Genomic DNA, 26062 nt, shown 5'->3' with positions numbered 1-26062 from the left:
CCCATGGCTCCCTTCGCCGACCTCGAGCGCGAGGAGCCGGCGTTCGCCGCGCGGGTTCGCGCGGCCTTCGACGCGCACGGTCACACGTTCCTGGCCACCCCGCGGGCCGACGGCGCACCGCGGACCAGCAGCATCGAGTCCTCGTTCCTCGAGGGGGAGATGTGGCTGGTCGGGATGCCCGGCTCGGTGACGTTCACCGACCTGCGCCGCGATCCGCACATGGCCCAGCACAGCGGCAGCGACGAACCCGACGCGTTCACCGCCGATGCCAAGGTGAGCGGACGGGCGGTGGAGATCACCGACCCGGGGGCGTGCGCCGCCTACGCCCGGGCCGCCGGAGCGCCGGGCGCGCCCGGCGCGTTCGAGCTGTTCCGCATCGACCTGGAGCAGGTGGTGCTCACGGCGGTCACCGAGGCGCGGGACGGGCTCGAGATCAGCTCGTGGCGGCCGGGACGGCGGCTGACGACCGTCCACCGGAGCTGAGGGGTTTCACGTGGAACCGGTGACAGGTGTCAGTGGACCCGGCGCCGCCGGCAGGACGAGACTCGAGGCACCCGAGCGAGGAGTACGCCATGCCCGACCCGCACCTGCGCGCCGCCGACTCCGACCGGGCCGCCGTCGCCGCCACGCTGGGCCGGGCCATGTCCGAGGGCCGGCTCACCGTCGCGGAGTACGACGAGCGGCTGGCCGCCGCCTACGCGGCACGCACCTTCGGCGAACTCGCCCCGCTGACCGCCGACCTGCCGCGCGGCACGGCGGCATCGCCCGCTCGCCCGGCACCGGCCGCGGCTCCGACCGTCGCCGCCGGACCGGTGTGCACCGCGAACCGGGGCGGACACGGGTGGCCGGCCTGGGGATCCTGGTCGAGCACCGCGCTGATCGTGCTGTTCATCTGGGCCGCCACCTGCGTGGCCGCGCAGGAGTTCCTCTACTTCTGGCCGTTCTGGGTCATCGTCCCCTGGGGAGCGATGCTCCTCATCGGCACGGTGGGCGCCCGCAGCCGGCGCAGCGACCGGCGGCTTCCCACCTGACCGGCCCGCCAGACGCGACGAGCGCCGGCCCCCGGAGGGACCGGCGCTCGTCGAACGTCCGGAGTGGGCAAGGGGGGAGTTGAACCCCCACGTCCTTTCGGACACACGGACCTGAACCGTGCGCGTCTGCCATTCCGCCACTTGCCCCGGCGAGGGAAGACAGTAGCAGCCGCAGGCCGGGCCCCCGCCGACAGGGTCGATCGTCGGCCGGTCGTGCGTCACCGTGCGGGGAGTCGCGGCTTCCTGGGCGGTCAGCCGCGCCCGGCCCGGCTACGATCACGGGTGGCAGAGTGGGACGTCCGGCGAGCGCAGAGGAGCGACTGTGGGTGTGCTGCAGCGCTTCGAGCGCCGACTCGAAGGCATGGTCGGTCTGGCCTTCGCCCGGCTCTTCAAGGGCAAGGTGCACCCGGCCGAGATCGCGAAGGCCCTGCAGCGCGAGGCCGACGAGCAGCGCTCCATCCTCGGTGAGGGCCGTGTGCTCGCACCCAACGTCTACCGGGTCCGCCTCGGCGAGACCGACTTCGCCCACCTGGGGCAGTGGTCGGACCAGCTGGCCGGTGAGCTGGCCGACATGGTCACCGAGCACATCGAGGACGAGGGGTACCAGGTCTTCGACAAGGTCACCGTCGCCCTCGAGCGCGACGACGACCTGACCACCGGGATCTTCGAGGTCAGCTCGGAGGTCGCCGACCCGGCCCGCCCGGCCGCACGCGCCGCGGTCCCGCCGATGGCCTCGGCGCCGGTGGACGGCCATCCGCCGCTGCCCCCGCTGCCGCCGCTGCGCGGACGCATGGCCACCGACACCGGCAAGCAGAACCCGTCGATCGTCGGCCGGGCCGGCTCTCGCGTCACCTCCACCCACGTGCTGGTCGTCGACGGCCCGGGCACCCGGCACGAGCTGTCCACCGGCCGCAACGTCATCGGCCGGGGCACCGAGGCCGACATCCGCCTCCCCGACACGGGCGTGAGCCGCAAGCACGTCGACGTCGTCCTCGACGGGGACGTCGCCACGGTGGAGGACCTCGGCTCGACCAACGGCACGCTGGTGAACGGCCGCCGGGTCACCCGCCAGCCGCTCAGCGACGGCGACGTCATCCGCATCGGCCACTCCGTGCTGGTCTACCGGCTGGACGGGGCGTGACCGCATCCGTGCCGTCGCAGCAGTACGGGGTCCGGCGGCACCACCTTCGCCGGTACGCCGGGCGGCCCCCTGCCCCGGCGGTGGTCACGACCGAGCTTGCGAGGTCACGGAGGGACACGGCACCGCCGGTCACGTGGCCGACGAGCGCCAGCGGGGAGGTCTCGTGACCGAGCTCGTGGTGCAGATCTTCCGGTTCGGCTTCCTGCTCCTCCTGTGGCTGTTCATCTTCTCGGCGTTCCGCGTGGTGCGCGCCGACCTCTTCGGCGGGCGCCCCGGCCGGGTCGCGTCGGTGCCGCCGCGCTCGGCGGCGGCGCCCAAGAAGAAGCGCGGGCAGAAGGGCCCCCGGTCCCTCGTCGTCACCGCCGGCCCGCTGAGCGGCACCAAGATCACCCTCGGTGACCAGCCGATCCTTATCGGCCGGGCCGACGACTCGACCCTCGTCCTCACCGACGACTTCGCCAGTTCCCGCCACGCCCGCCTGACCAACCGGGGCGGCCAGTGGTACGTGGAAGACCTGGGTTCCACCAATGGCACCTACCTCGACCAGCAGCGCGTGCAGGGACCGCTGCTGGTGGCCCCCGGCCAGCCGATCCGCATCGGCCAGACCGCACTGGAGCTGCGTTCGTGACCCTGGTTCTCCGCTACGCCGCGCGCTCCGACCGCGGCCTCATCCGCGGCAACAACCAGGACTCGGTGTACGCCGGGCCCCGGCTGCTGGCCGTGGCCGACGGCATGGGCGGCCACGCCGCCGGTGACGTCGCGAGCAAGGTGGTCATCGCCGCCCTGGAGCACCTCGACGACGACACCCCCTCCGGCGACATGCTGCAGGCGCTGCGGTCTTCAGTCTTCGAGGGCAGCGAGCACCTGCGGGAGGTCATCCGCGAGTCGCCGCAGCTGGAGGGCATGGGCACCACGCTCACCGCCATCCTCTTCGCGGGCGGCCGGCTGGCGCTGTGCCACGTCGGCGACTCGCGCGCCTACCTGATGCGCGACGGCGAGTTCACCCAGATCACGCACGACGACACGTTCGTGCAGACGCTGATCGATGACGGCCGGATCACGCCGGAGGAGGCCAACCACCACCCGCAGCGGTCCCTGCTGCTGCGGGCGCTCAACGGCCAGGAGGTCGAGCCGGACCTCTCCATGCGCGAGGCGCGCGCCGGCGACCGCTACCTGCTGTGCTCCGACGGCCTCTCCGGGGTCGTCAGCGAGGAGACCCTGGCGGCGGCGCTGAAGGACCCCGACCCCGAGGCCACCGCCGACCGCCTCGTCGAGCTCGCCCTGCGCAGCGGCGGGCCCGACAACATCACGGTGATCGTCGCCGACGTGCTGGAGGACACCGGCAGCAACGGCCGGTTCGACCCGGTCGTCGACGGTGCGGCCGGGGACAACGTCGGCCAGCGCCAGGTCGACGCCCGCTCCGCCGCCGGCCGGGCGGCGCTGGCCGATCAGGGCCCTCCTCCCCCGCCGCCACCCACACTGCCGACGGGCGGCGGCCCCTCCGCCCGCCGCCGCCCGCTACGCATCCTCCTGGTGGCGGGGGCCCTTCTCACCGTGCTGGTGGCAGGGGCGATCGGTGTGTACGCGTGGGCGCTCAACCACTGGTTCGTGGGTGTGAGCGGCTCCGGCGACGACCAGCAGGTCGGCGTCTTCCGGGGGCTGGACGTCTCGGTCCTCGGCCTCGATCTCTACCGCCTCGACCGGGGCACCGACCTCGCGGTGTCCGACCTGACCCCGGCCGCCCGGAGCGGCGTCCTCGCCAGCATCACCGCGGACGACGCCGGCCACGTCGACCGGATCCTCGATGCCCTGCGGGACCAGCGCCTGCCGCTGTGCCGCCCGGCTCCCCGGGCCGGTGACGCAGTGGCGCCGACCAGCCCGGCGCTGCCGCCGGCGGCCGCACAGGAGCCCGCCCCGGGCGAGCCGGCACCGCCGGACGACGCCGCGGCGGCCGAGGAGCTGACCACCACGTCCCCGGCCCGGACCACCTCGTCGTCCGAGGTGGGGGAGAACTGCCGGGAGGCCGACTAGTGAGCGCCGCAGGCACATGTTCCCCACCGGAGGTGTGTTAGTGAGCGCCGCAGGCACCGGTTCCCCACCGGAGGTGTGTTGATGGCCGGTCCCGTCACCGACCCGCGGGAGACCGCGGCGACCACGCCGACCCGGCGTGGGACCGAGGCGGCGATGCTCGCGTTCGCCGTCGTCCTCACCATGGCCGCCCAGGCCATCGTCGACCTCACGGTCACCGGCGCGCTCCGGCCGGAGATGGCGACGTTCAGCGGGTGGATCACCGCGCTGTGGGTCGTGGCGCACCTGGTCGTCCGCCGGTGGGCCTCGTACGCCGACCCGCTGCTCCTGCCCGCCGTCGCCCTGCTCGTGGGGCTGGGCCTGACCGTCATCCACCGGCTGGACCTGGCGGCCGAGATGTCCGGGAACACGGCGTCGCGCGAGGACGCGCCCGTGCAGCTGATCTGGGCCACCCTCGGAGTGGCCCTCTTCGTGGCGGTCCTGGTCGTCGTGCGCGACCACCGCGCGCTCTCCCGGTTCGCCTACACCCTCGCCCTGCTCGGCATCGTGCTGCTGGCCCTGCCGGCGGTGCTGCCCGCCTCCATCTCGGAGGTCAACGGCGCCAAGATCTGGATCCGGGTCGCCGGCTTCTCCATCCAGCCCGGGGAGTTCGCCAAGATCTGCCTGGTCGTGTTCTTCGCGGCCTACCTGGTCGACAAGCGGGACGTGCTGGCGCTGGCCAGCAAGAAGGTCGCCGGCCTGGAGCTGCCGCGGGGACGCGACCTGGGCCCGGTGCTGCTCGCCTGGATCCTGTCGATCCTGGTGCTGGTGTTCGAGCGCGACCTGGGCAGCTCGCTGCTGCTCTTCGGCATCTTCGTGGTCATGCTCTACGTCGCCACCGAGCGCGCCAGCTGGCTGTTCATCGGCCTCGCGCTGTTCGCCGGCGGCGCGCTCATCGCCTACCAGATCTTCACCCACGTGCAGCAGCGCGTGGACACCTGGCTGGACCCGTCCGCGTACTATGACGGCGCCGGCTACCAGCTGATGCAGTCGCTGTTCGGGCTGGGCACCGGCGGCCTCTTCGGCGCCGGCCTCGGTGGTGGCCGCCCGGACCAGGTGCCGGTCGCGAAGAGCGACTTCATCGCCGCCGCGGTCGGTGAGGAGCTGGGCCTGTTCGGCCTGGTGGCCGTGATCGTCGTCTACCTCATCCTCGTCGAGCGCGGGCTGCGCACGTCGCTCGTGGTCCGGGACGCCTTCGGCAAGCTGCTGGCCGCCGGGCTGGCGTTCGCCATCGCCTGGCAGGTCTTCGTCGTCCTGGGCGGCGTCACCGGACTGCTCCCGCTGACCGGGCTCACCACGCCGTTCCTGGCCTACGGCGGGTCGTCGCTGGTGGCCAACTTCGTCCTCGTCGCGCTGCTCGTGCGGATCAGCGACGCCGCCCGGCGGCCGGCCACGCCGCACGCGCCGTCGGTGCGGCTCGGGGACGCCCCGACCGAGGTGGTGACGCCGTGAACGCGCCGCTGCGTCGTGTCGCCATCAGCGTCCTCGTGCTCTTCACCCTGCTGATCATCAACGTCAACGTCATCCAGGTGGTCCGCTCCGAGTCCCTGCGCGAGGACGACCGCAACACCCGGGTGCTGGCCGAGACCTACGACCGCGAACGCGGTTCGATCATCGTCGCCGGCACCGAGATCGCCATGTCGGTGCCCACCGACGGCCGGCTCACGTACCTGCGCACCTATCCGCAGGGGCCGCTGTACGCCCCGATCACCGGCTACCACTCGCTGGTGTACGGGAATCGATACCTGGAGCGGGCCATGAACGACGTGCTCTCCGGCGAGGACGACCGGCTCTTCGTCCGCCGGATCGCCGACCTGTTCACCGGCCGCGATCCGGCCGGCGGGGACGTCGTGCTGACCCTCGACCCCGCCGTCCAGGCCGCCGCGATGGCCGGCCTGGACGGCCTCACCGGCGCCGTCGTCGCGCTCGACCCCCGGACCGGCGCCATCCTCGGCATGGCCAGCACGCCCACCTACGACCCGGGCCTGGTGTCCGGCCACGAGCCCGAGGTCATCCGGGAGAACATGGAGCTGATCACCGGGCAGGACCCGGACCCCCGGGTGAACCGCGGGATCGAGGACAACTTCCCGCCGGGATCGCTGTTCAAGGTGATCGTCGCCGCCGCCGCGCTGGCGGACGGCTACACCCCGGAGACCGTCGTCCCGGCGGTCGACCTGCTGACCCTGCCGCAGTCGACCACCACGCTCGCCAACTTCAACGGGTCCCGCTGCAGCAGCACCCAGGAGCAGCCGCTGATCGACGCGCTCACCATCTCGTGCAACACCGCCTTCGCCCAGCTCGGGATCGACCTGGGGGAGGACGCGGTCCGGGACATGGCCGAGGCATTCGGTCTCGACGACGAAGGCCTGGAGATCCCGCTCGAGGTCGTGCCGAGCACGATCGGTGACATCGAGTCCGACGCCGCCCTCGCCCAGACGTCGATCGGTCAGCGCGACGTCCGGATGACCGTGGTGCAGGCCGCCCTGGTGGCCGCCACCGTGGCCAACGACGGCGTGCAGATGAAGCCGTACCTGGTCGACGAGCTGCGTGCACCCGACCTCTCGGTGCTCGAGGAGACCGACCCGGAGGTGCTGCGCGAGCCGATCTCCGCCGAGGTCGCCGACCAGCTCACCGAGATGATGGTCAGCGTGGTGGAGCGGGGGTCGGGCCGCGCCGCGCGGCTGCCCGGCACCGAGGTCGCCGGCAAGACCGGCACCGCACAGGTGCGCGAGGGCGTCCCCGACCACAACTGGTTCATGGGTTTCGCCCCTGCCGACGACCCGGAGATCGCCGTCGCCGTCTTCGTGGCGAACGGCGGGGGTACCGGTGGCGACGTGTCCGCCCCCATCGCCCGCGAGGTCATGGCGGCCTACTTCGAGGGGCGGGGCTGATGGCACTCGGCATCGGCAGCCTGCTGGCAGGGCGGTACGAGATCACCGCGCCCATCGCGACCGGCGGGATGGGTGAGGTGTGGAAGGCCCGCGACCAGGTGCTGGACCGCATCGTCGCGGCGAAGGTGCTCAAGACCGAGTACACGAACGACCCGAGCTTCCTGGCCCGCTTCCGCAACGAGGCCCGGCACACCGCGGCGCTGTCCCACCCGAACATCGCCTCGGTCTACGACTACGGCGAGACGACCGACGACAGCGGCCTGCAGACCCTCGCCTTCCTGGTCATGGAGTTCGTCGAGGGCCAGCCGCTGGTGACGATCCTGCACGAGGAGGGCCGGCTCCCGGTCGACTGGACGCTGCACGTGCTCGCCCAGTCCGCCGACGGGCTGTCCGCCGCGCACCGTGCGGGCGTCGTGCACCGGGACATCAAGCCGGGCAACCTCATCGTCCGCCCCGACGGCGTCGTCAAGCTCACCGACTTCGGCATCGCGCAGGCCCGCGACGCCGCCCCGCTGACCCGCACCGGCATGGTGGTGGGCACCGCCCAGTACCTCTCCCCCGAGCAGGCGCAGGGCATGGAGGTGGACGCCGCCTCCGACGTCTACTCCCTCGGCGTCGTCGGCTTCGAGTGCCTGTCCGGCGCACGTCCGTTCGACGGCGCCTCGCAGGTAGCGATCGCCCTGGCGCACATCAACCGCCCACCGCCACCGCTGCCGGGCGACGTCCCGCCCGCCGTCCGGCTGCTCGTCGAGCGGGCCCTGGCCAAGGACCCGACCGACCGCTTCGCCGATGGCGGCGCCTTCGCCGACGCCATCCGGCGGGTGGCCGACGGCGGCGACCTGACCCCGGCCGCCTCCGTCGTCGCGCCGGCCACGGCACCCACCCAGGTGGTCGACATCGGCGCCGACGGGCGCACCCAGGTGTTCGCCACCCCGGCCGCCGGGATGCCCGCGGTCTCCGCCGCCACCGGCGCCCGGCCCATGCCGCCCCTGCACGCGCCGCCGGACGGCGACGAGGAGTGGCTGGCCGAGGAACCGCCGGACCGCGGCTCCGGCCGTCGATGGGCCTGGGCGGCAGGGGCCGTGGTGTTCCTCCTGCTGCTCGCCGGCACCACGTATCTGCTGCTGGCCGGGAACGGCGACGATCCGGGCCGCACGCAGGCCGACCCCGCGCCGAGCGTCACCACCACCAGCGCCTCCCCCACCACGGTGACGCTGGTGGCCGCCGAGTACATCGGCGAGGACGCCGACGAGGTGGCGGCGGAACTCGGGGAAGCCGGCCTCGTGGTCTCGCAGGACGAGGCGCCCGAGGACCTCCTGGAGTCGCTCGGCCGGCAGCTGGACGAGGGGGCCGTCGCCGGCGTCCTGCCCGAGGGAACCGTGCCGGTGGGCGCCGAGGTGACGCTGCTGGTCGCCGTCGACGGGTGGGACCCCGAGGCGGCCGAGGACGACGAGGTGGACGAGGAGGAGCCGGTCCCGACGACCGAGCCGGCTCCCGAGACGACCACGTCGTCGCGCCCGGCGACGACGACCACGACCAGGCCCGTGCAGCCACCCGCCGAGGAGGGCGAGGAGGAAGGCGCGGACGAGGACGACGGAGCGGACCCGGCACTCGGTGGCGAGCCGGCCCCCACGACGACCGGTCCCTCCTCCAGCCCTACGCCGACGACGACACCGACCTCGGTGCCCTCCACCCCGACAGACGGGGCCACCGATGCATCGCCAGTGGCGGATGGTGGCCAGTGAGCCCGGTGGTCCTCGCCTCCCGGGTTCCGGCCGATCCGGCGGTTAGGCTCGCCGACGGCCTCCTGTCCGCGGGAGCCACCGCCGGGACGCCCCGCGCCACCGGGGTGCGGACGGCGCACCGAACCGCCCGAGAGGACCGTCGATGACCACGCCGCAGGTGCTCGGTGAGCGCTACGAGATCGGCGGAGTCCTGGGCCGCGGCGGCATGGCCGAGGTGCACCTGGGACGCGATCTGCGCCTCGGCCGCGAGGTGGCCGTCAAGGTGCTGCGCAACGACCTGGCCCGCGACCCGTCGTTCCAGGTGCGGTTCCGCCGGGAGGCGCAGGCCTCCGCGTCCCTCAACCACCCGGCGATCGTCGCCGTCTACGACACCGGCGAGGACCGCACCCCCAGCGGTGCGACGCCGTACATCGTCATGGAGTACGTCGAGGGCGAGACGCTCCGCGACGTCCTCCGCCGGGAGGGCCGGCTGCCGATCGAGCGCGCCATGAGCCTGGCCGCGGACATCTGCGGCGCGCTGGACTTCAGCCACCGCAACGGCATCGTGCACCGGGACGTCAAGCCCGGGAACGTCATGATCACGCCCCAGGGCACGGTCAAGGTCATGGACTTCGGCATCGCCCGCGCGGTCTCCGACTCGGCGGCGACCATGACGTCGACCGCCGCGGTGATCGGCACCGCCCAGTACCTCTCCCCGGAGCAGGCGCGCGGTGAGGGTGTCGACGCCCGATCCGACGTCTACTCCCTCGGCTGCCTGCTCTACGAGCTGGTCACCGGGGCTCCGCCGTTCACCGGTGACTCGCCGGTCTCGGTGGCCTACCAGCACGTGCGCGAGGATCCGCGGCTGCCGTCGTCGATCAACCGCGACGTCCCGCCGGAGCTCGACGCCATCCTGATGAAGGCGATGAGCAAGAACCCGGCCAACCGGTACCAGTCGGCCGCCGACATGCGCAACGACCTGCTGCGGGCGCTGGCCGGGCAGCGGGTGGAGGCGACGCCGGTCATGGGCGAGGACGAGAAGACCGCGATCATCGGTGCGCCGGTCGGGAGCTACCGATACGCCGACGACGACTGGGACGGCGACGAGGAGGCACGGCGTCGCAAGCGGCGGATCATCGCGATCGTCTCCGTCCTGGCCGTCCTGCTGCTCGGTGGTGCCATCGCCGCGGCCGTGGCGCTGAACGGCGGTGCGGAGCCCCCTCCGGTCGTCGCCCAGCAGGTCCAGGTCCCGCCGGTGGTGGACCAGCCCGTGGCCGAGGCCCGGCAGGCGATCACCGACGCCGGTCTGGCGGTCGGCGAGGTGGCGGAGCGGGACACCACCGACCCGGACCAGGTCGGCGTGGTGCTCGAGACGACACCCGCCGGCGGGGCGCAGGTCGATCCCGGCAGCGAGGTGGCGCTCGTCGTGGGTGTCGCCCCCGACAGCATCACCGTGCCCAGCCTGGTGGGCTTCACCGAGGATCAGGCCCGGGAAGCCCTGGAACGGGCCGGGTTCACCGGCAGCATCGACACCCGCGAGGAGGACTCCCTCGAGGAGGAGGGGACGGTCGCCAGCGTCGAGCCGGCCGTTGGTGCGCCGGTGCCCCCCGACGGGACGGTCACCCTCGGCCTGTCCACGGGCACGGTCGACCTGCCCGACGTGACCGGTGTCCCGCAGGCCCAGGCGATCGCGACCCTCACCGAGGCAGGGTTCACCGAGGCCCAGATCCTCGTGGAGGAGATCGAGTCGGCGGAGGCGCCGGGGACGGTCGTGAGCACGACCCCGGGGCCGGCCGGCCCCGCCTCCACCGGTACGCGCATCGTCCTGCAGGTCTCCGGCGGGGTCGCGGAAGTCGAGGACATCGCGGTCCCGGACGTGCGTGGGCAGTCGGCCGCCGCGGCGGAGGCCAACCTCCGGGCAGCCGGCTTCAGCAGCATCCGGTTCGAGGACGTGGGCGGTGAGGGAGACCCCGACGTGGGGCCGAGCGAGGTGATCGACACGGAGCCGCCGGCCGGCACGCCGCTGCCGCCGGATGCCGAGATCATCGTCCTGCTCAACCCGCCGGAGGGCGAGGCAGAGACCGAGTGATGACGTACGACGACGAAGGGCTCCTCCCGTCACGGGAGGAGCCCTTCGTCGTTCCGGCGAGGCTGCTCAGGGGATGGCGGAGGACAGCCGCTGCGCGGCCGCCGTCGCGGCGGACACGGCCGCCTCGTCCGGCGCCAGACCGCAGACCGTCAGCCAGGTGGCCAGCATCCGGTGACCGCCTTCGGTGAGCACCGACTCCGGGTGGAACTGGACCCCCTCGATCGGCAGCTCACGGTGCCGCAGCGCCATGACCAGGCCCGAGGGGGTGTGCCCGGTGACCTCCAGCTCGGAGGGAACGGTGGCGGGGTCGACGGCGAGGGAGTGGTACCGGGTCGCGGTGAACGGTGACGGCAGCCCGGCGAGCACGCCGCGGCCCGCGTGGACCACCTGGCTGGTCTTCCCGTGCAGCAGCTCGGGTGCCCGGACGACCTCCGCACCGAACGCCTCCGCGATCGCCTGGTGGCCGAGGCAGACCCCCAGGACCGGCGTGCCCTGCTCGGCGGCGGCCCGCACCATCGGCACCGTGACACCCGCGTCGGCCGGCGTCCCGGGGCCCGGGGAGAGCAGCACCCCGGCGACGTCGAGGTCGGCCAGCTCGTCGACGTCCACGGCGTCGTTGCGACGCACCACGCAGCGCACGCCCAGCTGGCCCAGGTACTGCACCAGGTTGTAGACGAAGCTGTCGAAGTTGTCGACGACGAGGACCGGACGGTCGGCGGCGGTCATCGCGGTCGGAGCTCCTCGCGGGACGGTGGGACGTCGGCCTCGTCCCGCATCCGCTGCCCGCTCAGGGGGCGACGGCGTGCTGCAGGGTGAGGCCGCCATCGTAGGCGGGCACGGTGACCTCGGACCGCTCACGTACCTCGAAGGTGAGCCCGAACGCGTCGGCGGCCTGCTCGAAGATCCCCACCTGCGGGGAGGCGTCGAGAGCGGCCTCGACCGCAGCCGCGTCGACGACCGCGGTCACCACGAACGGCGGGGAGTAGGTGCGACCTTGCAGCAGCAGGGTGTTGCCCACGCAGCGCACCGCGCTGGTGGAGACGAGCCGCTGGTCCATGACGGCCACCCCCTCGGCCCCCGCGGCCCAGACGGCGTTCACGACCGCCTGGACGTCGCTCTGGTGGATGACCAGGTCATCGGCCCGGGCGTTGCCGGGCAGGCTGCCGTCGGGGCGCTGGGGGGCGTCGTCGAGGGTGATGACCACGCCATCGCCGGAGACCGGCACCAGGCCGGCCGGTACCGCCCCGGTGGCCCCGATGGCCTGCGCCTCGGCCACGGCCCCGTTCCGGGCCGCGGCCTGCTCGGTCAGCAGCTGCACCCGCTCCTGGAGGGACCCCAGTTGCTGCGCCTGCCGGACGACCGCCGCCTCGCGTTCCTCGATCAGCTGCGACAGCTCGGTGACCTCGCCGGCGCGCAGGTCGGTGCCCTGTGCGGTGCGCCCGGACGTGGCGAACAGCAGGCCCGCGGCGACGGCGACGACGGGCACCAGCGCGCTCCAGGCGGAGGGGCGCCCACCACGCAGCAGGGAGCGGGGCACGGGCACCTCCTCGGATCGCGACGCGGGATGGCTCGCCCGGGTGGGGCAGCGCCGTCGTCGTCCCCGCGAAGCTTAGTCTGGGTGACAGTTCCGGCCGGGGAGATCGAGCCCGGCCTCCGGGAGGGAGTACGTAGGGTGCCCAAGTCGAAGGTGCGCAAGAAGTCGGTGTACACGCCCCCGGAGGACGTCGCCCGGTCGCGTGGGGCGCAGGCGAAGGCGCTGCAGCCCAGCCCGCGCTGGTACGCGCCCGTCATGGCGGCGCTCATGCTGTTCGGGCTGCTGTGGATCGTCGTCTACTACGTCGCCGGTGACCAGATCCCGTTCATGGTCACGCTCCAGGCCTGGAACTTCGCGATCGGGTTCGGTGCCATGGTCGCCGGGCTGATCATGTCGATGCGCTGGCGCTGACACACACCCCGAGTTGCCTCGAGGCCCTCGTTCCCCGTCAGGGGGCGGGGGCCTCGGTCGTTCTCTGCCCGTTCCGGCCGCCTGGGGATGCTGTGCACAGTCGTCGCTCGGCGTCCACAGGTCGACATGACGCCCCACCCCCAGGGTTGTCCACCGAGTGTGGAGGACGGGGAGCGCTCGGCACGGAGCTGACCTGCTTTTTTTCCCGCCTGGGACGGGTGTGACACGGTGTCCATCGGCGTAACTACAGCAGTGTGAGTCTGTCCCCAGCTGTGTACCCAGCTGTGGACGAGTCGACATGTCCGTGCGGCCGGGCAGCTCGCCGGGTCCCGAGCTACCCGCGCTGACCTGCGGATACACCCGCCAGCGGCCGGGATGTGGAGGGACCAGTCCGCTCACCGACGGCGATCGGGCGGCCACCCGTGGACACCCTCCTCCACACCGGGACGACACAGCCCCCGGCCGTCGGTCGGCCGGGGGCTGTGGATCGCGATCGTGGGGACGGAGACGCGTCCCGCGCACGGTGGGTCAGGCGTCGAGCAGCTCCAGGATGGTGGCGTTGGCGGTACCGCCGCCCTCGCACATGGTCTGCAGGCCGTAGCGGGTGCCGGTGGCCTGCATGTGGTGCACCAGCGTGGTCATGATGCGCGCGCCGGAACCCCCGAGCGGGTGCCCCAGGGCGATCGCGCCGCCCAGCGGGTTGAGCCGTCCGGCGTCACCACCGGTGTCCGCGAGCCAGGCGAGGGGCACCGGCGCGAACGCCTCGTTCACCTCGAAGACGCCGATGTCGTCGACCGACAGCCCGGATCGGCCCAGCGCCTTCTGGGTCGCCGGGATCGGGGCCGTCAGCATGATGATCGGGTCATCGCCGGCCATCACGGTGGTGTGGATCCGCACGATCGGGCGCAGCCCCAGCTCGCGGGCCTTCTCGCTGGTGGTCACCAGCAGGGCGGCCGAACCGTCCGAGATCTGGCTGGCGTTGCCGGCGCTGATCACGCCGCCCTCCTTGAACGGCGTCTTCAGCGAGGCCAGCTTCTCCAGGGTGCCGCCGGGGCGGATCCCCTCGTCGGCGCTGATGACGGTGCCGTCGTCGAGGGTGACCGTGGCGATCTCCTCGTCGAACGCACCGTCGGCCTGCGCCTTGGCGGCCTTCTCGTGCGAGGCGAGCGAGAACTCGTCGAGCTGCGTGCGGGAGAAGCCCCAGCGCTCGGCGATCATCTCCGCGCCGATCCCCTGGTTGGGGAAGACGCCGTCGTAGCGCTCGAGGAAGCGCGGGCCGAGCGGCTTGCCCGCCGAGCCGTCGGCGCGGGCCGAGCCCATGGGCACCCGGCTCATCGACTCCACCCCGCCGGCGACGACGACGTCGGCCTGACCGCTGATCACCGTGGCGGCGGCGAACGCCACCGCCTGCTGCGAGGAGCCGCACTGGCGATCGATCGTGGTGCCCGGCACCGACTCGGGCCAGCCCGCGGCCAGCGGCGCGTTGCGGCCGATGTTGAACGTCTGCTCCCCGACCTGGCTCACGCAGCCCCAGAAGACGTCCTCGACCACGGCCGGGTCGATGCCCGAGCGCTCGGCGAGGGCGTTCAGCACATGGGCGGACAGGTCGACGGCGTGCACGCCGGAGAGCCCTCCTCCGCGCTTGCCCACCGGCGTACGGACGGCGGCACAGATGACGGCATCACGCATGGACCCACTCCTCGTCGACGACGGTCGGGCGCCGGCAACCGGCGGCCCCGCCGCGATCGTATGTCCCGTGCCACACCTGGCAGGCTGAGGGCGTGCAGTGGTCGCCTCCCGCCCTGGTGCCGGCCGGCCTGGCGGCCGCCGGTGTCGCGCTGGGAGCGACCGCCCTGCTGCTGGATGCAGCGGGCCGGGTCCTGGTGGGCGGAGCGGCCGTGCTGCTCCTCGCGCTGGCCGTCCGGGAGGCGCTGCTGCGGCCGCGCCTGGCCGCCGGACCCGACGGTGTCGAGGTGCGCACGCTGACCGGTCGGCGGTTGCTGCCGTGGGGGCTGCTCCGGGTGCAGGTGCGCACCGCCCGGCGGTGGGGCACCACCGTGCGCACGCTGGAACTGGACGCCTGGCCGCCGGCCGGGGACGACGACGGCCTGCTCGTCGTCCTCGGCCGGTGGGACCTGGGCGCCGACCCCCGCGACGTCGCCCGCACCCTCGACGCCGCGCGCGGGTCTAGAGGGTGACCACGGTGAGCGTCGAGACGCCCAGTGCCAGCACGAGGAGCACCCCGACGAACGTGGCGATGCCGACAGCCTGGAGCGCCGCCCGCCGGCGGGTGAGCACGAAGAGACCGGCGAGCGCGGCACCGGTCACCAGGCCGCCGAGGTGCCCGAGCAGGGACACCCCCGGCAGGAAGCTGATGAACACGTTGATGGCCAGCAGGACGAGGATGCCGCGGATGTCCTGCCGGCGGACCAGCATCAGCACGCCCAGCGCGCCCAGCAGGCCGTAGATCGCCGTCGATGCGCCCGCCACGGGGCGCAGCGGGTCACCGAAGAGCTGGATCGCCGTCGAGCCGCCCAGGGCGGAGACCAGGTAGAGGCCCACGTACCGCCACCGACCCAGCTGACGTTCCAGCTCGGAACCGAAGATGAGCAGCGCCAGCATGTTGAGCGCGAGGTGCAGCAGCCCGATGTGCAGGAAGGCGGCGGTCAGCAGCCGCCAGGGCTGGCCGAACTCGACGGCCAGCGGGTACTGGGACAACTCCGCGAAGACCGGGGACCGGAAGTTGTCCAGCGGCGCGGAGCCGGCCAGCCCGGCCGAGACAGCCGTCACCAGGAACATGACGACGTTGATCGCGATCAGCGACAGGGTGACGGTGCCCCAGCGTGCGGCGGCGCCGCGGATGACCGACGTGCGACGAGGCGCGCGCGTCGTCGCCGCACCCTGGTGGACACAGGCCGGGCACTGGAAGCCGACGGACGCCGGGATCATGCACTCCGGGCAGATCGGCCGGTCGCAGCGCGCGCACGAGATGCCGGTGGGCCGCTCGGGGTGGCGGTGGCAGGCCGGTGGCGGGGGAGCCGGCTGGCCGCCGGCGCCCCCGCCGTCAGGTCCGGTGCTCAGCTGCGCTGCACCTCGACCGAGTCGATGACGACGTCCTCGGCCGGGCGGTCGTTGCGGCCGGTCGCGACCTTCCCGATCCGGTCGACGACGTCGCGGCTGGGCTGGTCGGCCACCTCGCCGAAGATGGTGTGCTTGCCGGTCAGCCAGGTCGTGGGCGCCACGGTGATGAAGAACTGCGAGCCGTTGGTGCCCGGCCCGGCGTTCGCCATGGCGAGCAGGTACGGCTTGGTGAAGGCCAGATCGGGGTGGATCTCGTCACCGAACTGGTAGCCCGGGCCACCGATGCCCTGACCGAGCGGGTCACCGCCCTGGATCATGAAGCCCTCGATGATGCGGTGGAAGACCGTGCCGTCGTAGAGCTTGTCGGTGGTCTTCTCGCGAGTTGAGGGGTGGGTCCACTCGCGACGGCCCTCGGCGAGGTCGGCGAAGTTGGCCACGGTCTTGGGTGCGTGGTCGGGGAACAGGTCCACGGTGATGTCGCCGTGGTTGGTGTGCAGGACCGCGCGGCGGGCGGGAGTCGATTCAGTCACGCCCTCCACTCTCCCACCGCTGCGCCGGTGAGGCGTCGCGGGGCCCGAGGGGATGCCTGCCGTGGTGCTGTGCCACGTGGAGCCTCGGCCGTGATCGACGTGCTGGTGGAGACGAGGGGAATCGAACCCCTAACCCCCGCCTTGCAAAATCGACCAAGGGGCGGTTTGGCGAAGTGGGCTACGACTGAAAAACCGACTTGACCAGCGCTTTCATCGATGGATGCTCTCGGCTGTCGTTGGCCGGTTTTGGCCGTATTGCGGACCATCTGCGGACTCTGTGCGGACTGGGGGCGCCGCAGCAGTCGCTGGGACCCTGCCCTGACGGCCTCATCCGCGCCTACACCCGTAGGAGCCTCTCCGACTGCGCCAGCCGCCGGAAGGGCGCTTCGCGCCCCTGCGGGATGGGCCTGCGGCCCACCCTTCCCCCGGCTCGGTGCAGCCAGGAGATGGGGCGGGTTATGAGGAGGCGGAGGAGTGGGACGTAAGGCCCGCGCCTCTCGGTGTCGACGCCATCGAGCCCGATAAACGGGCGAAGCCCCTGCCTCCCGGCCGGGGCTTCGTCTCGCGCTTGACGAGCGATGGGCACAGGTCAGCGGCGCTTGTCTTCTTGCGCCCGCGCGGTCTCCTTGGCGGTCTCGTCGACCGCCTTGCGCACCTCTGGGTCGCTGCTCAGGCTGCGTACGACGTCGAAGTAGGTACGGCTACCAGTACCCACCGCCTGTCGTTCTGTGCTGCGACGCCCCGCTGCGGCTGCTTTTCGATGGCTCCCCGCCATGCTGACCTTCTCCCCTGAGGCATGGGCGCGCTGCCCAAGACTCACCATACTCAGCCGCTAGTAGAGCAGCTTGCTGACCACGCCAGACGCTGCACAGACCGCCTCAATCACAACGGGTGACTTCAGTAGGGGGTGATACCCCGGCGGGGCGTCCAGGACCACGACCCCTCTGACACGCTCCCGTCGGTCGAACATGGGGATGGCGATCACCGTCCCGTACTTGCCTCGAATCTTCTTGTAGTCCTTGTAGCTCAACCCCCGCCTGGTCTTGACGTCCAGGCGATCCCATCTGTCCTTCGTCCAGTCCTCGTGGCCCTTGTCGAACGTGCCGCTGTCCACGATTTGCTCACGCCCCTGATGCCAACAGTGGCCAATGACCCCCTTGCCCTTGGTCCAACTGATCCCACTGGGACCGGGCATCTCGTTGACGCGCTCGTGCGCGATGCGATGCAGCCTCTGGAACGGCCACCAGGGGGTCACGACCCAGGCGCTGGCCCCCAGGGGCTGCACGGGCACCTTCCCGTTCGTCAGCTCATGCACCGTCCACGGCAGGCCGCGTAGGACTATGGAGACCTTGTGGCGTTCACGCTCGAGGCGATCGAGCGTGTAGATCCGGAGCGGTCGGGCGAACGAGCTCCCGATGGCGACGACGGCGACGACGGCAATGCTGGTGATCTCCCAGAACCGCTCGGTCTCCTCGGGGTAGAGCTGCGCCCACACCAGGTACGCGGTTGCTGCAGCCGCGGCGAGCCCAGCCAGCGCACTGATCCACGCACGAACGGTCGCCCACTCCGGGACATGCATCAGGCGGACGTTCCTCCATTCGGCCGATGGCGCAGGAGCAGCCTACGAGGAGGCGGCCGACTTCGTATCGTAAGCAATCCAGGCTCTGGCCATGATCCCAAGCGCCTCATCAAATCCCCGCGCCACCCGCCCCATCTGCCGGCTCTCCCGGTACGACAGCGAGCTGCACGGCCAACTGCTCATCGACCGGGTTAGGCGCTCACCTCTGTGCTGACCTGCTGCTTCTAGACGGAAGCTTGCTCCCGGCGTAGCCGCGCCTCGCGGTGGAAGTTCACCGGGCTGTTGTCGAGCACGCGGTTGACGATCGTGGGGAAGAAGACCTCTGGTGAGAGGTTCGCCGGTACGACGTCGCGACGTAACCCGACATGCGGGAGGGTCCGGAGCCGTTGATCCAGCTCATCTTCGGGCAGCGGAAGCGGCAGCGGCTCCTCCTCGGCGGAGGCGTCGGCCTGTACGCCGGCTGAGACCAGAGGGTCTTCATCGTCCTCGTCGCCGCCTGGAGGGGGCGGCACTTCATCTGACCAGTCGGGGATGACGAGGCAGACGGCGTCGTATGCGTCGTCCTCGCGGCCGAGCTTGCCGAGCAGGTCGATGATCCAGGCGGCAATGTCGGCGAACTGCGGCGTCAGCGCGGTCGAGCGCAGGCTGTAGAGGAAACCAAGCGCCGCTTGCGGGTGCCGACTGCGCAGGTTCTTGGCGTCGCCGTAGCTCTCTTCGACACGGTTGGCGGCGTTCTTGCCGAACGACGAGTCCATCCGCTTGGTCGAGATCATGATTTCGGGACCGGTACTCCAGGCGGACATGACGACGTCGACCTGCTTGACGTAGTTCTTGCCGAGGATATTGGCGTTCGCGCCGGTTTCGTTGCTGTACGTCTTACCGGACTGCAGCATGGCATCGAGCACGCGCAGCTGTTCACGAGTTGCTTCCCGCCGTAGCGCCACCAGCGTCGACGGCAGGATGCGTGGTGGATTCGCCCGGGGCCACACCAGATCGGGCTCAAAGCCGGCTCGGCGCAGCTCGTAGGCAGTCCAGACGTCAAGGGCTAAGGCCGGCACACCGGACTGCGAGGCCGCTTGCAGCAGTAGCGGCACGCCCAGCAGCTGCTGAAGGACGTCGTAGTCGGGGTTGTAGCGGAGGGGACCCTCTTCGGACTCGCGATTCCATGGGTTGCTGTAGTCCTGCAGCTCCCCGCCGGTCGCCCGCTCAACGATCCGGTCGAACAGGGTCCAGGCCTCGGACTTGAGACTGCGTTCAACAGCCATCAGGGACGCCGCAGCCTGTTGCTGTTGGCTCTCCGGCTGACTGTGCCCCCGTCACCGCGATGGACATGCGACGCACCACCTCTTGCGACGCGTCGGGCCGTCAGCTCCTCGTGTCCTTGGCGCAGCGCCTTCACCTCAGCCTCTGGTAGCCCGAGTTCACCAATGAGAAGCACCTCATCGACCAAGCGGGCCGCCGACACGACTTGACCGCTGGCCAGGAGGCGGACCAACTGCGGCCGAAGTCTCCGTAGGGCCGTCTCGGCGGCTTTGGTCAGGGCGGGCGACGGCACGGGCAACAGGTCAGCTTCCTTGGGTTCCAGCTTGAGCATCCCGCCGCCGTAGGCGCGGCCAACCATCTCTGCGCCGAGCAGCGTCATGGAGTTCAGGGACGCCACCGGCAGCAGATCGCTGCCCAGCGCCCGGTGTTCCGGCTTCAGATAGACGCCGTGCACCGAGTTGAGATGGTGCGCCTGGGCCTTGTTGGCAGACAGCCGCGGCGTATCGGCGTTCATGTACGTCAGCAGCAGATCAGCCGGCTTCACCAGCGGCGTCCGCCACCACGGCTTTCTCACCTGGCACTTGTAGGCCTGATCAACCTCTCGCGCCTCGCCCTCTGCGATGTACGCCCACGCAGCCGCAGACGGCTCGCCAGCCGGTCGGAACAAGCAGACTGCTGCGCCAGCGTCTCCCAACTCAGTGAGTGCCGCGGTGGTGAGGCTGAGGCCCCGCAGGTGTCGCGAGCCAGGGGGTGACAACCGCAGCAGGTCTGACTTGGACAGGCCGAGCTGAGCGGCGCGCGCTGGGCTCAAGGCGAAGTACTTGTTGTTGCCCGTGACCATGCCGAGCGTCGTGTCACCCCAGGTCTCCAGCAGCGTGAAGGACTCAGTCGCCAGCAGCCCGGAATAGGCGCCGAGGGTCTCGCTGGTCAGCAGGCTGGCAGTCCACTTGCCGGCGGGCGGGATCGGCCGCCACAGCCGTGGCGTCGTCGTGTTCGCCAGGTCGTCGGCGTTCCTCGCCTGGAACAGCTGGAAGTGGTCGGTGGGGCCGTTGGCGTAACCATCAGCCAGAACCAGGACGACCTCTTCTAGTACCCCGGGAAAGACACGCTCGTCGAAGGCGACGAGGTCGACCTGCTCGAAATTCTGCAGCAGGAAGGTGCGCACCCCGGCCGCGTAGTTGACCGTCAAGAGTTCGGCCGGCAGCACCAAGCCGAGACGACCGCCGGGCTTTAAGAACTGTGCCGCATGCACCGTGAAGGCCGCCCAGGAGGACGCTAGGCCAGTCAGGGAGACGCCACCGCGGAGCGCCGCGGCGCGGGATCGTGCCCGGCTCTCGCCGGAAAAGTCCTGGTAGCGGACGTAAGGCGGATTCCCGATCACCGCGTCGTACTGCCGCCCCGGATTGACTCCGAAGAAGTCTCCGACGGTGACGGTTGCCTCCACGCCAGCCGCTGTCAGCAGTTCCCGTGCTGCTTGGGCTGAGTCCTCGTGCAGTTCGACGCCGTCGAGGTGGGGGAGCAACGCCTGTCCGGTGCTGGTGGCCTCCAGGGCGGCCAGGCGATCGACCGCGGCCAGGAGGAACGCCGCCTCGCCGCACGAGGGTTCGAGCACACGGTCGTCGACGGAACGGACCGCCCAGTCAGTGATATAGCGCGCGAGCGGTTCCGGGGTGAAGAAGGCGCCCCGGGCCTTCCGAAGGGCCGCCGTATCAAGATCTGCAGAGGCCGACCGGAGTACCACGAGGTGCAGTCTGACCCATGGGGGTCACAGAACTGGCGACCGGGAGGAAACCCGCAGGTCAGCGGGTGGCGGACAACATCACCGGCAACAAGCGTCGAGCATCAGGCCTGAGTGGGAGGCGAAACGGACGCCGAACGGGCCGCGGCGCAGGACGCTCTCGCCGGCGGCTCCGGCCGGCGTCTGCCCCAGAAACCTCCCGGCTTCTCGTGGACCTGGCCGCCGACTGCCACTTCAGCCTGGGCCGGCAGGAGGCCTGACCCGAGCAGCGCCCAGCTCAGCTGCCGCGGCCCAGCGGCAGCATCCAGGGCCCGCTCAACGACCGGCAGAGCGAGAGCCGTCCCACCCCTGGGAACCGCGTTCGGGACGATGAACGGCGTGACGAACATCCGTCTGGCCGTTGGTGCAGAGCTTCGCCTCATGTTCGACGAAGTGACGGCGGAGCCTGGGCCAGGCGCCCACCGTCTCGTGTTGCGCTACAAAGCCACCCCGGTGGGCCTGCCCGTGGGGTCGGTTGCGCTGATCTCCGGAGCGCTACGGCTCCAGCACTCGATGGGCTGGATCGGGGTGCTGCAATCCGATCAGCCGCTGCTGGTCAGCGCCGTAGCGTCCTACCCGCGCTCGGTGGTGCTCACCACCACGATCAGCGACCAGCAATTGGCCGGCGTCGAGGCCGACCGCGATGGAGGCGACCTGGAACTGCTCGTCGACCTGCACGTCGCCCTCGCCGGCGCCGCGACTCTGGACTATCCGGCCGCCGACGCGCAGGACTGGATCCGCGTCCGCGGCCCAGCTTGGGCCAGCCATGCGGAGCGCCTCGGCGCCCTGGTCACCGTGCCGCTCCTGGTGCCGCTGCCGCTCGGCGATCCGGACAGCCTGCGCGCACAGGCCGGCCGCCGACTGCAATCAGCCTTACGGGCGCTGGCGGACGGCCGCGCCGAGGACGCAGTGCGCGACGCGCGGCTCGCTCTCGACCTATACGACCAGCTCGACCCTCCCGTCGCGTATGACGAGCCGAGGACGGCACGTCAACGCGACCTGGCGCAAAGGTTCGCGGCACTGCGCACCGCGGTGCATTCCGTCGCCAGCGGTGCCCACCACGCCGACGCCATCACCGCCGACTTTCGCTACGACCGTCGCGACGCCTCCGCGGTCGTTGCCTGTGTCGCCGCCCTGCTGCAACGGCACTCTTCTGCGTGAGCGGTGGGCTCGCGGATCGAAGGACCGAGGCGCCGGCGGGTTCCGCCAGGACGTACGGACAGGGATGCCCGAGTTTGGATCTTCGGATCAGGGCCATCGCCCACCGCGCGGTTCCCCAAGACCCGCCGAGGCTCTAGCCGACCAAGCCGGATTCGCGGAGGAACACGCTCGGGCCGTTGTGCCGCCGGCCCCGTGGGGTGTCGTACCAGCCGGAGTAGAGAACTTCGACCGAATCCCGGGCGCGGGTGAACGACACGTAGAACTTGCGGCGGTCCTCGGTCCACTCGGCAGACCCGCGTACGGACGCGAAGAACGGGAGCTTGCCCTCTTCCAACGCTGCGATGAAGACGTGGTCGAACTCCAGCCCCTTGCTCGAGGACATCGTCAACACTTCCACTCGTCCACCTCGCAGGCGTAGACCTCCCAGGTCGCGGACCGTGTAGTCGGCCATCCCGCCGGCTGGACTCAGAGCGTCACGCATGCGCTCGAGTTCGTTCGCGTCGTCCGAGCGAAGTTCGGCCCGGGCGCCCGCAGAGTCCAGCACCGTCACGATCGTCTCGACGAACTCGCCAGCACGCGTGTCCGCCGCCGCGGCGAGCAGCGCGGCGACGACCCTATCGGCACCGGCCCGCAGTGCTGACCAGTCGCCGAGCTGCTGCCACTGGTCGAGGAGGTCGCCGAGTCGGTAGCCGCTGTCCTCGCGGCCATGAGACACCCACGCGGCGAATGCCTCGAGCGTCATCGTCAATGGGCTCGGCGAATAGGCGTCTGCTCGCCAGGAAACCGGGATGTCGCGACTTCGAAGGACAGCCACGAGTTCGTCGCAGTCGCCGTTGGTGGGAGCGAGCACAGCGATCTCGTGCAGCGAGACGCCCTCCGACTGCAGCTCAAAGATTCTCCCGGCGATGTAGGCAGCTTGTGCGGTCAGTCCTGCAGGCTCGCATCGCGCACTGACTGACCCGCCGCCGCGCATCGTCACGGCCTCAGCTCCGTGGGCGCCGAGGATGCGTCGGCCCGCTTCCGCGATGACCGCCCCGCATCGATAGTTGATGCGGAGGTCGACCCGGTGGACGGCCTCGAGGTCGGCGAGCTCCACGAGTAGCTCCGGGCGGGTACCGGTCCACCCGTAGATGGCCTGATCGGGGTCGCCAACGGCGAAGAGCGTTGAGTTGCCCTCGTCGAGCGACAGCGACGTGACGATGCGGTGCAACCCCGGGGCGAGGTCCTGGTACTCGTCGACCATCAGGTACGGGAAACGGGCGTGGAGCACTGTGCGAACGAACGGGTACTCCTCGACGAGGTGGACCGCCATGGCGACGACAGTGTCGAAGTCGACGTAGTCCTTCTCCCGCAGCAGCCGGTCGTATTCGAGGGCGGCCTCGCGGATGTTCGGGCCGGCCGTCTTCCATTCCTGCTCGGTCAGGCACAGCTTTCGGTTGCGCATGATCGTCGAGTTCACGTAGCGGGTGTCCTCGTTCGGCTCGAACACTCGGCGGATCGCCTCCCGCATGGCAGCGTTGGCCTCCTGCCGCGGCGCGAGGGTGTACCGCGACCATTCGGGGAAACCAGCGGCGTTGGCAAATGGCCGGATGACGTTCGACCAGGCGAACGAGTGGACCGTCCCGATGTTGACCGTGCGTCCCACCGGTTGGCCGAGGCGCCGGACTCGGGTCCGGAGTTCGGCCGCGGCCGGGTTCGTCAGCGTGATGCAGGCCAGGCCCCGGCCCGGCGCGATTGCGTTGTTTGCCAGCCAGACAGCCTTCGTGGTGAGCAGCTTCGTCTTGCCGCTACCGGGCGGGGCGAGGACGACGCAGTGCCCGTCGTGCTGAAACGCCTCCCACTGCTCTGGGTTTGTCTGCAGCTCGGAGATCGCCTGCCGCAGGCTGGTCATGACTACTGCTCCAGCAGGTACTCGAGGGCTTCGGCGAGATGCGCCGGCGGATCAAGCCTTGTGCTCGCCAGTCGCTGTGCGAACCGCCCTTTGCCGCCAACGGTCGAAATTACCGCGAGGAAGTCCTTCACGTCCGGGGTATCGTCCCGCCAGCCTTCCAGAGTGTCGGAATGCTCTTCGAGATCGTCACCGAGGAGCTCGGTCAAGACCTCGACGATCGCGGAGCGGTTGGAGTCGGATTTCGCGATGATGTCGTGCTCGAACGTGGTGGCACCGACGAAGACGGCGTCCGGGTCCGCGCCGGCGTTCTGCTCCAGCAGCTGCTTGCGGCGAGCGCCGGTAACGCGATTGGTGGGGTCGCCGTCGGTCAGCACGGCCCACGGGATGCCGAGAGCCATACACAGCTTGACGTAGGCGCCGAAGTGGGTACCCCCGATGGCGCACACCGAAATGCCAAGCTGGTCCAGGTCAATGTCGACAGTTTGTGTCAGCGACGGGACCATGAGCTGCTCGGCAACGCCTTCGACGAGCAGTACCCGGCGAGCGAAGACAAGCTCCGACCGGGTGGCGTCTAGGTACCGGTCGATGTCGTCCCACTCCACCTCCGTAAGTGCGGCGTCGGCTGCAGCGCGGGCGACCGTGCCGCTGTCAGTGGTGCGGAGCATGACGAGGTTGCGTGCCGAGGTAGCGCTGGCGATGTGCGGCGAGTGGGTGGTGACGACCGTCGACCGGCTCGCGTCGTCCTGCTGCAGGTGCTTGAACAACAGCCTCTGAAGGTGAGGATGCAGGTGCGCCTCCGGCTCTTCGATGGCGAGTAGCACGTGCGCGACCTCGGCACTTTCGAGCCGTTGTTTGAGCCGCAGCTCCAGCAGCGAGAAGTACAGGACGTTCAGTGCTCCGAGGCTGGTGCTGGTGAGTTGCCGTTGCGCGTCACCGTCAACGAATAGCTGCATCGCACGAATCAGCCGTCGCGGATCCGGCGGCGCCGCCGCCAGGGCCGTCTCCAGGCCTTGGTTCGAGCCGACGGCGGCCCGAGTGCTGTCGGAGATGCTTTTGCTCAGCGTGACCAACGGCCCGAGACGGTTCAGGGAGGCGTTCGCGTCCTCCATCGCGTCGCGGACCGCATCGAGGTCGGCAGGGGCGGCGTCGCGGGAAGCACCCTCCAACAGCGCGCGAAGCGGCGAACGGCGCCAGCTCCGGACGTCACTCTCGACGTCCCGTAGCGCATGCATGAACACAGTGATGAGACGCTCGCGGACGTCCGAGGAGGAGATGGGTCGGTCGTCGTCTCCCCCGCCGTAGAACCGGGCTCGGTAGACGACGTCGTCGTCGATGAGGGGGTCAGGCTCCCACCTATAAGTGAGTCGGGCGGTGAGCGGGTCGCCCGTCACGAGGGCGTCGCTGAGGGCCGCGACTACAGGGGCCTCGTCGTCGAAATCGGTGACCTCCAGGGACACCTCGATCTTCTCGCCGGTGCTCGTTGGGTCGCCGGAGGCGGCCGTGAGTCCGTCCCAGAAGTCCTCCGGGCGCAGCCGTCGCTGGTCCCCAGAGAGAGTGTTGTCCAGAACGAGCCGCATCGCGTGCAGCAGGTTGCTCTTGCCCGAGCGGTTCTCTCCGACGATGACGGTGTGCCTGCTCAGCGGCACGTCGACGTCGACCAGGTTCCGGAAGTTCTTGACTGTGATTCGGCTCAGTCTCACGCCAGACACCGTAGGTGCGCGCCTTCGCGGGTCGCCGCGAACCGCGCGACGACCGGTTGGTGCGCGACCGGAGAGTCGAGCTGCTCACGTGCCCGCGCACGATTCGCGAGCCACCGTCGGTAATTGCAACGGCCGCTTCTGACCATCTCAACAACAATCAATCGCACTCGTCGATCCCCACCCAGGCTCCCA

At 70.9% G+C, this 26062-nt stretch carries 23 protein-coding genes and 1 tRNA gene; 12 read left to right on the top strand and 12 right to left on the bottom strand.

Annotation, left to right across the window (positions count from 1 at the left end):
• The first annotated feature begins 3 nt into the window (after window positions 1-3).
• Window positions 4-483, top strand: a complete 480-nt coding sequence (locus BLASA_RS00205; protein WP_014373966.1) for a pyridoxamine 5'-phosphate oxidase family protein — start codon at window positions 4-6, stop codon at window positions 481-483.
• Window positions 484-572: 89 nt separating this feature from the next.
• Window positions 573-1031 (top strand): DUF1707 SHOCT-like domain-containing protein, encoded by a 459-nt coding sequence (locus BLASA_RS00200; protein ID WP_014373965.1) that lies wholly within the window; start codon window positions 573-575, stop codon window positions 1029-1031.
• A 64-nt stretch (window positions 1032-1095) separates the two neighbouring features.
• Here the strand turns inward: BLASA_RS00200 and BLASA_RS00195 are convergent.
• Window positions 1096-1178 (bottom strand) — tRNA-Leu (locus BLASA_RS00195).
• 175 nt (window positions 1179-1353) lie between these two features.
• On the opposite strand from BLASA_RS00195, the gene BLASA_RS00190 reads away from it, so the two are divergent.
• The 7 genes from BLASA_RS00190 to pknB all read left to right on the top strand — a co-directional run bounded on the left by BLASA_RS00190 (window position 1354) and on the right by pknB (window position 10943).
• The gene (locus BLASA_RS00190) at window positions 1354-2172 is read left to right on the top strand and encodes an FhaA domain-containing protein (protein WP_014373964.1); all 819 of its coding nucleotides are present in this window, start codon (window positions 1354-1356) and stop codon (window positions 2170-2172) included.
• A gap of 163 nt (window positions 2173-2335) precedes the next feature.
• Window positions 2336-2800: an FHA domain-containing protein FhaB/FipA gene (locus tag BLASA_RS00185; protein ID WP_014373963.1), complete on the top strand. Its 465-nt coding sequence runs from the start codon at window positions 2336-2338 to the stop codon at window positions 2798-2800.
• The gene (locus BLASA_RS00180; RefSeq protein WP_014373962.1) at window positions 2797-4203 is read left to right on the top strand and encodes a PP2C family protein-serine/threonine phosphatase; all 1407 of its coding nucleotides are present in this window, start codon (window positions 2797-2799) and stop codon (window positions 4201-4203) included. The genes BLASA_RS00185 and BLASA_RS00180 overlap by 4 nt, the downstream gene beginning before the upstream one ends.
• A gap of 81 nt (window positions 4204-4284) precedes the next feature.
• Entirely contained in the window at window positions 4285-5691 is a 1407-nt protein-coding gene (locus BLASA_RS00175) for an FtsW/RodA/SpoVE family cell cycle protein (protein WP_014373961.1), read from the top strand.
• Window positions 5688-7130, top strand: a complete 1443-nt coding sequence (locus tag BLASA_RS00170) for a peptidoglycan D,D-transpeptidase FtsI family protein (RefSeq protein WP_014373960.1) — start codon at window positions 5688-5690, stop codon at window positions 7128-7130. The genes BLASA_RS00175 and BLASA_RS00170 overlap by 4 nt, the downstream gene beginning before the upstream one ends.
• Entirely contained in the window at window positions 7130-8875 is a 1746-nt protein-coding gene (locus BLASA_RS00165; RefSeq protein WP_014373959.1) for a protein kinase domain-containing protein, read from the top strand. Before BLASA_RS00170 ends, BLASA_RS00165 begins: the two co-directional genes overlap by 1 nt.
• A gap of 142 nt (window positions 8876-9017) precedes the next feature.
• Window positions 9018-10943 carry a Stk1 family PASTA domain-containing Ser/Thr kinase gene (pknB, locus tag BLASA_RS00160; protein ID WP_014373958.1) on the top strand — a complete coding sequence of 642 codons (1926 nt, stop codon included), beginning with the start codon at window positions 9018-9020 and terminating at the stop codon, window positions 10941-10943.
• A 66-nt stretch (window positions 10944-11009) separates the two neighbouring features.
• Here pknB and BLASA_RS00155 read toward each other — a convergent pair whose 3' ends face one another.
• Together BLASA_RS00155 and BLASA_RS00150 are read right to left on the bottom strand one after the other, a co-directional pair.
• Window positions 11010-11669 carry an aminodeoxychorismate/anthranilate synthase component II gene (locus BLASA_RS00155; RefSeq protein ID WP_014373957.1) on the bottom strand — a complete coding sequence of 220 codons (660 nt, stop codon included), beginning with the start codon at window positions 11667-11669 and terminating at the stop codon, window positions 11010-11012.
• A 61-nt stretch (window positions 11670-11730) separates the two neighbouring features.
• Window positions 11731-12480, bottom strand: coding sequence for a DUF881 domain-containing protein (locus BLASA_RS00150; RefSeq protein ID WP_014373956.1), 750 nt, complete (start codon window positions 12478-12480; stop codon window positions 11731-11733).
• 135 nt (window positions 12481-12615) lie between these two features.
• Between BLASA_RS00150 and crgA the strand changes: the two genes are divergently transcribed.
• Entirely contained in the window at window positions 12616-12888 is a 273-nt protein-coding gene (gene crgA / locus BLASA_RS00145; protein ID WP_014373955.1) for a cell division protein CrgA, read from the top strand.
• A 528-nt stretch (window positions 12889-13416) separates the two neighbouring features.
• On the opposite strand, the gene BLASA_RS00140 is transcribed toward crgA, so the two are convergent.
• Complete coding sequence (locus BLASA_RS00140; protein WP_014373954.1) at window positions 13417-14577, bottom strand: thiolase family protein; 1161 nt, start codon at window positions 14575-14577, stop codon at window positions 13417-13419.
• Between the two features lie 92 nt (window positions 14578-14669).
• Between BLASA_RS00140 and BLASA_RS00135 the strand changes: the two genes are divergently transcribed.
• Window positions 14670-15086 carry a PH domain-containing protein gene (locus BLASA_RS00135; protein ID WP_014373953.1) on the top strand — a complete coding sequence of 139 codons (417 nt, stop codon included), beginning with the start codon at window positions 14670-14672 and terminating at the stop codon, window positions 15084-15086.
• On the opposite strand, the gene BLASA_RS00130 is transcribed toward BLASA_RS00135, so the two are convergent.
• From BLASA_RS00130 to BLASA_RS00110, 6 genes are all read right to left on the bottom strand, one after another.
• The gene (locus tag BLASA_RS00130) at window positions 15076-15837 is read right to left on the bottom strand and encodes a rhomboid family intramembrane serine protease (protein WP_014373952.1); all 762 of its coding nucleotides are present in this window, start codon (window positions 15835-15837) and stop codon (window positions 15076-15078) included. The genes BLASA_RS00135 and BLASA_RS00130 overlap by 11 nt on opposite strands.
• A gap of 128 nt (window positions 15838-15965) precedes the next feature.
• Window positions 15966-16499: a peptidylprolyl isomerase gene (locus BLASA_RS00125; protein ID WP_014373951.1), complete on the bottom strand. Its 534-nt coding sequence runs from the start codon at window positions 16497-16499 to the stop codon at window positions 15966-15968.
• A 589-nt stretch (window positions 16500-17088) separates the two neighbouring features.
• Window positions 17089-17214: a hypothetical protein gene (locus tag BLASA_RS26155; RefSeq protein ID WP_269446680.1), complete on the bottom strand. Its 126-nt coding sequence runs from the start codon at window positions 17212-17214 to the stop codon at window positions 17089-17091.
• A gap of 117 nt (window positions 17215-17331) precedes the next feature.
• Window positions 17332-18078: a hypothetical protein gene (locus BLASA_RS00120; protein ID WP_014373948.1), complete on the bottom strand. Its 747-nt coding sequence runs from the start codon at window positions 18076-18078 to the stop codon at window positions 17332-17334.
• 224 nt (window positions 18079-18302) lie between these two features.
• Window positions 18303-19343: a hypothetical protein gene (locus BLASA_RS00115; protein ID WP_014373947.1), complete on the bottom strand. Its 1041-nt coding sequence runs from the start codon at window positions 19341-19343 to the stop codon at window positions 18303-18305.
• On the bottom strand, window positions 19343-21082 hold the full coding sequence (locus tag BLASA_RS00110; protein WP_014373946.1) for an HsdM family class I SAM-dependent methyltransferase: 1740 nt from the start codon (window positions 21080-21082) through the stop codon (window positions 19343-19345). Before BLASA_RS00110 ends, BLASA_RS00115 begins: the two co-directional genes overlap by 1 nt.
• A 375-nt stretch (window positions 21083-21457) precedes the next feature.
• On the opposite strand from BLASA_RS00110, the gene BLASA_RS00105 reads away from it, so the two are divergent.
• A complete protein-coding gene (locus BLASA_RS00105) occupies window positions 21458-22279 on the top strand; it encodes a hypothetical protein (RefSeq protein ID WP_014373945.1) in 822 nt (273 codons plus the stop codon).
• A gap of 133 nt (window positions 22280-22412) precedes the next feature.
• Here BLASA_RS00105 and BLASA_RS00100 read toward each other — a convergent pair whose 3' ends face one another.
• Together BLASA_RS00100 and BLASA_RS00095 are read right to left on the bottom strand one after the other, a co-directional pair.
• A complete protein-coding gene (locus BLASA_RS00100; protein WP_014373944.1) occupies window positions 22413-24170 on the bottom strand; it encodes an ATP-dependent helicase in 1758 nt (585 codons plus the stop codon).
• A gap of 2 nt (window positions 24171-24172) precedes the next feature.
• Window positions 24173-25870, bottom strand: coding sequence for an ATP-dependent nuclease (locus tag BLASA_RS00095; protein ID WP_014373943.1), 1698 nt, complete (start codon window positions 25868-25870; stop codon window positions 24173-24175).
• Between the last annotated feature and the right edge of the window lie 192 nt (window positions 25871-26062).

It is taken from the genome of Blastococcus saxobsidens DD2 (assembly GCF_000284015.1).
GTDB classification, from domain to species: domain Bacteria; phylum Actinomycetota; class Actinomycetes; order Mycobacteriales; family Geodermatophilaceae; genus Blastococcus; species Blastococcus saxobsidens_A.
This window is presented reverse-complemented; position numbering and strand designations above follow the sequence as displayed.

Excerpts from the sequence above, each read along its gene's own strand:
- BLASA_RS00205 (WP_014373966.1), top strand. The coding sequence starts at position 4 with ATGGCTCCCTTCGCCGACCTCGAGCGCGAGGAGCCGGCGTTCGCCGCG.
- BLASA_RS00200 (WP_014373965.1), top strand. The coding sequence starts at position 573 with ATGCCCGACCCGCACCTGCGCGCCGCCGACTCCGACCGGGCCGCCGTC.
- BLASA_RS00175 (WP_014373961.1), top strand. The coding sequence starts at position 4,285 with ATGGCCGGTCCCGTCACCGACCCGCGGGAGACCGCGGCGACCACGCCG.
- BLASA_RS00165 (WP_014373959.1), top strand. The coding sequence starts at position 7,130 with ATGGCACTCGGCATCGGCAGCCTGCTGGCAGGGCGGTACGAGATCACC.
- pknB (WP_014373958.1), top strand. The coding sequence starts at position 9,018 with ATGACCACGCCGCAGGTGCTCGGTGAGCGCTACGAGATCGGCGGAGTC.
- BLASA_RS00155 (WP_014373957.1), bottom strand. The coding sequence starts at position 11,669 with ATGACCGCCGCCGACCGTCCGGTCCTCGTCGTCGACAACTTCGACAGC.
- BLASA_RS00140 (WP_014373954.1), bottom strand. The coding sequence starts at position 14,577 with ATGCGTGATGCCGTCATCTGTGCCGCCGTCCGTACGCCGGTGGGCAAG.
- BLASA_RS00130 (WP_014373952.1), bottom strand. The coding sequence starts at position 15,837 with ATGATCCCGGCGTCCGTCGGCTTCCAGTGCCCGGCCTGTGTCCACCAG.
- BLASA_RS00120 (WP_014373948.1), bottom strand. The coding sequence starts at position 18,078 with ATGCATGTCCCGGAGTGGGCGACCGTTCGTGCGTGGATCAGTGCGCTG.
- BLASA_RS00115 (WP_014373947.1), bottom strand. The coding sequence starts at position 19,343 with ATGGCTGTTGAACGCAGTCTCAAGTCCGAGGCCTGGACCCTGTTCGAC.
- BLASA_RS00100 (WP_014373944.1), bottom strand. The coding sequence starts at position 24,170 with ATGACCAGCCTGCGGCAGGCGATCTCCGAGCTGCAGACAAACCCAGAG.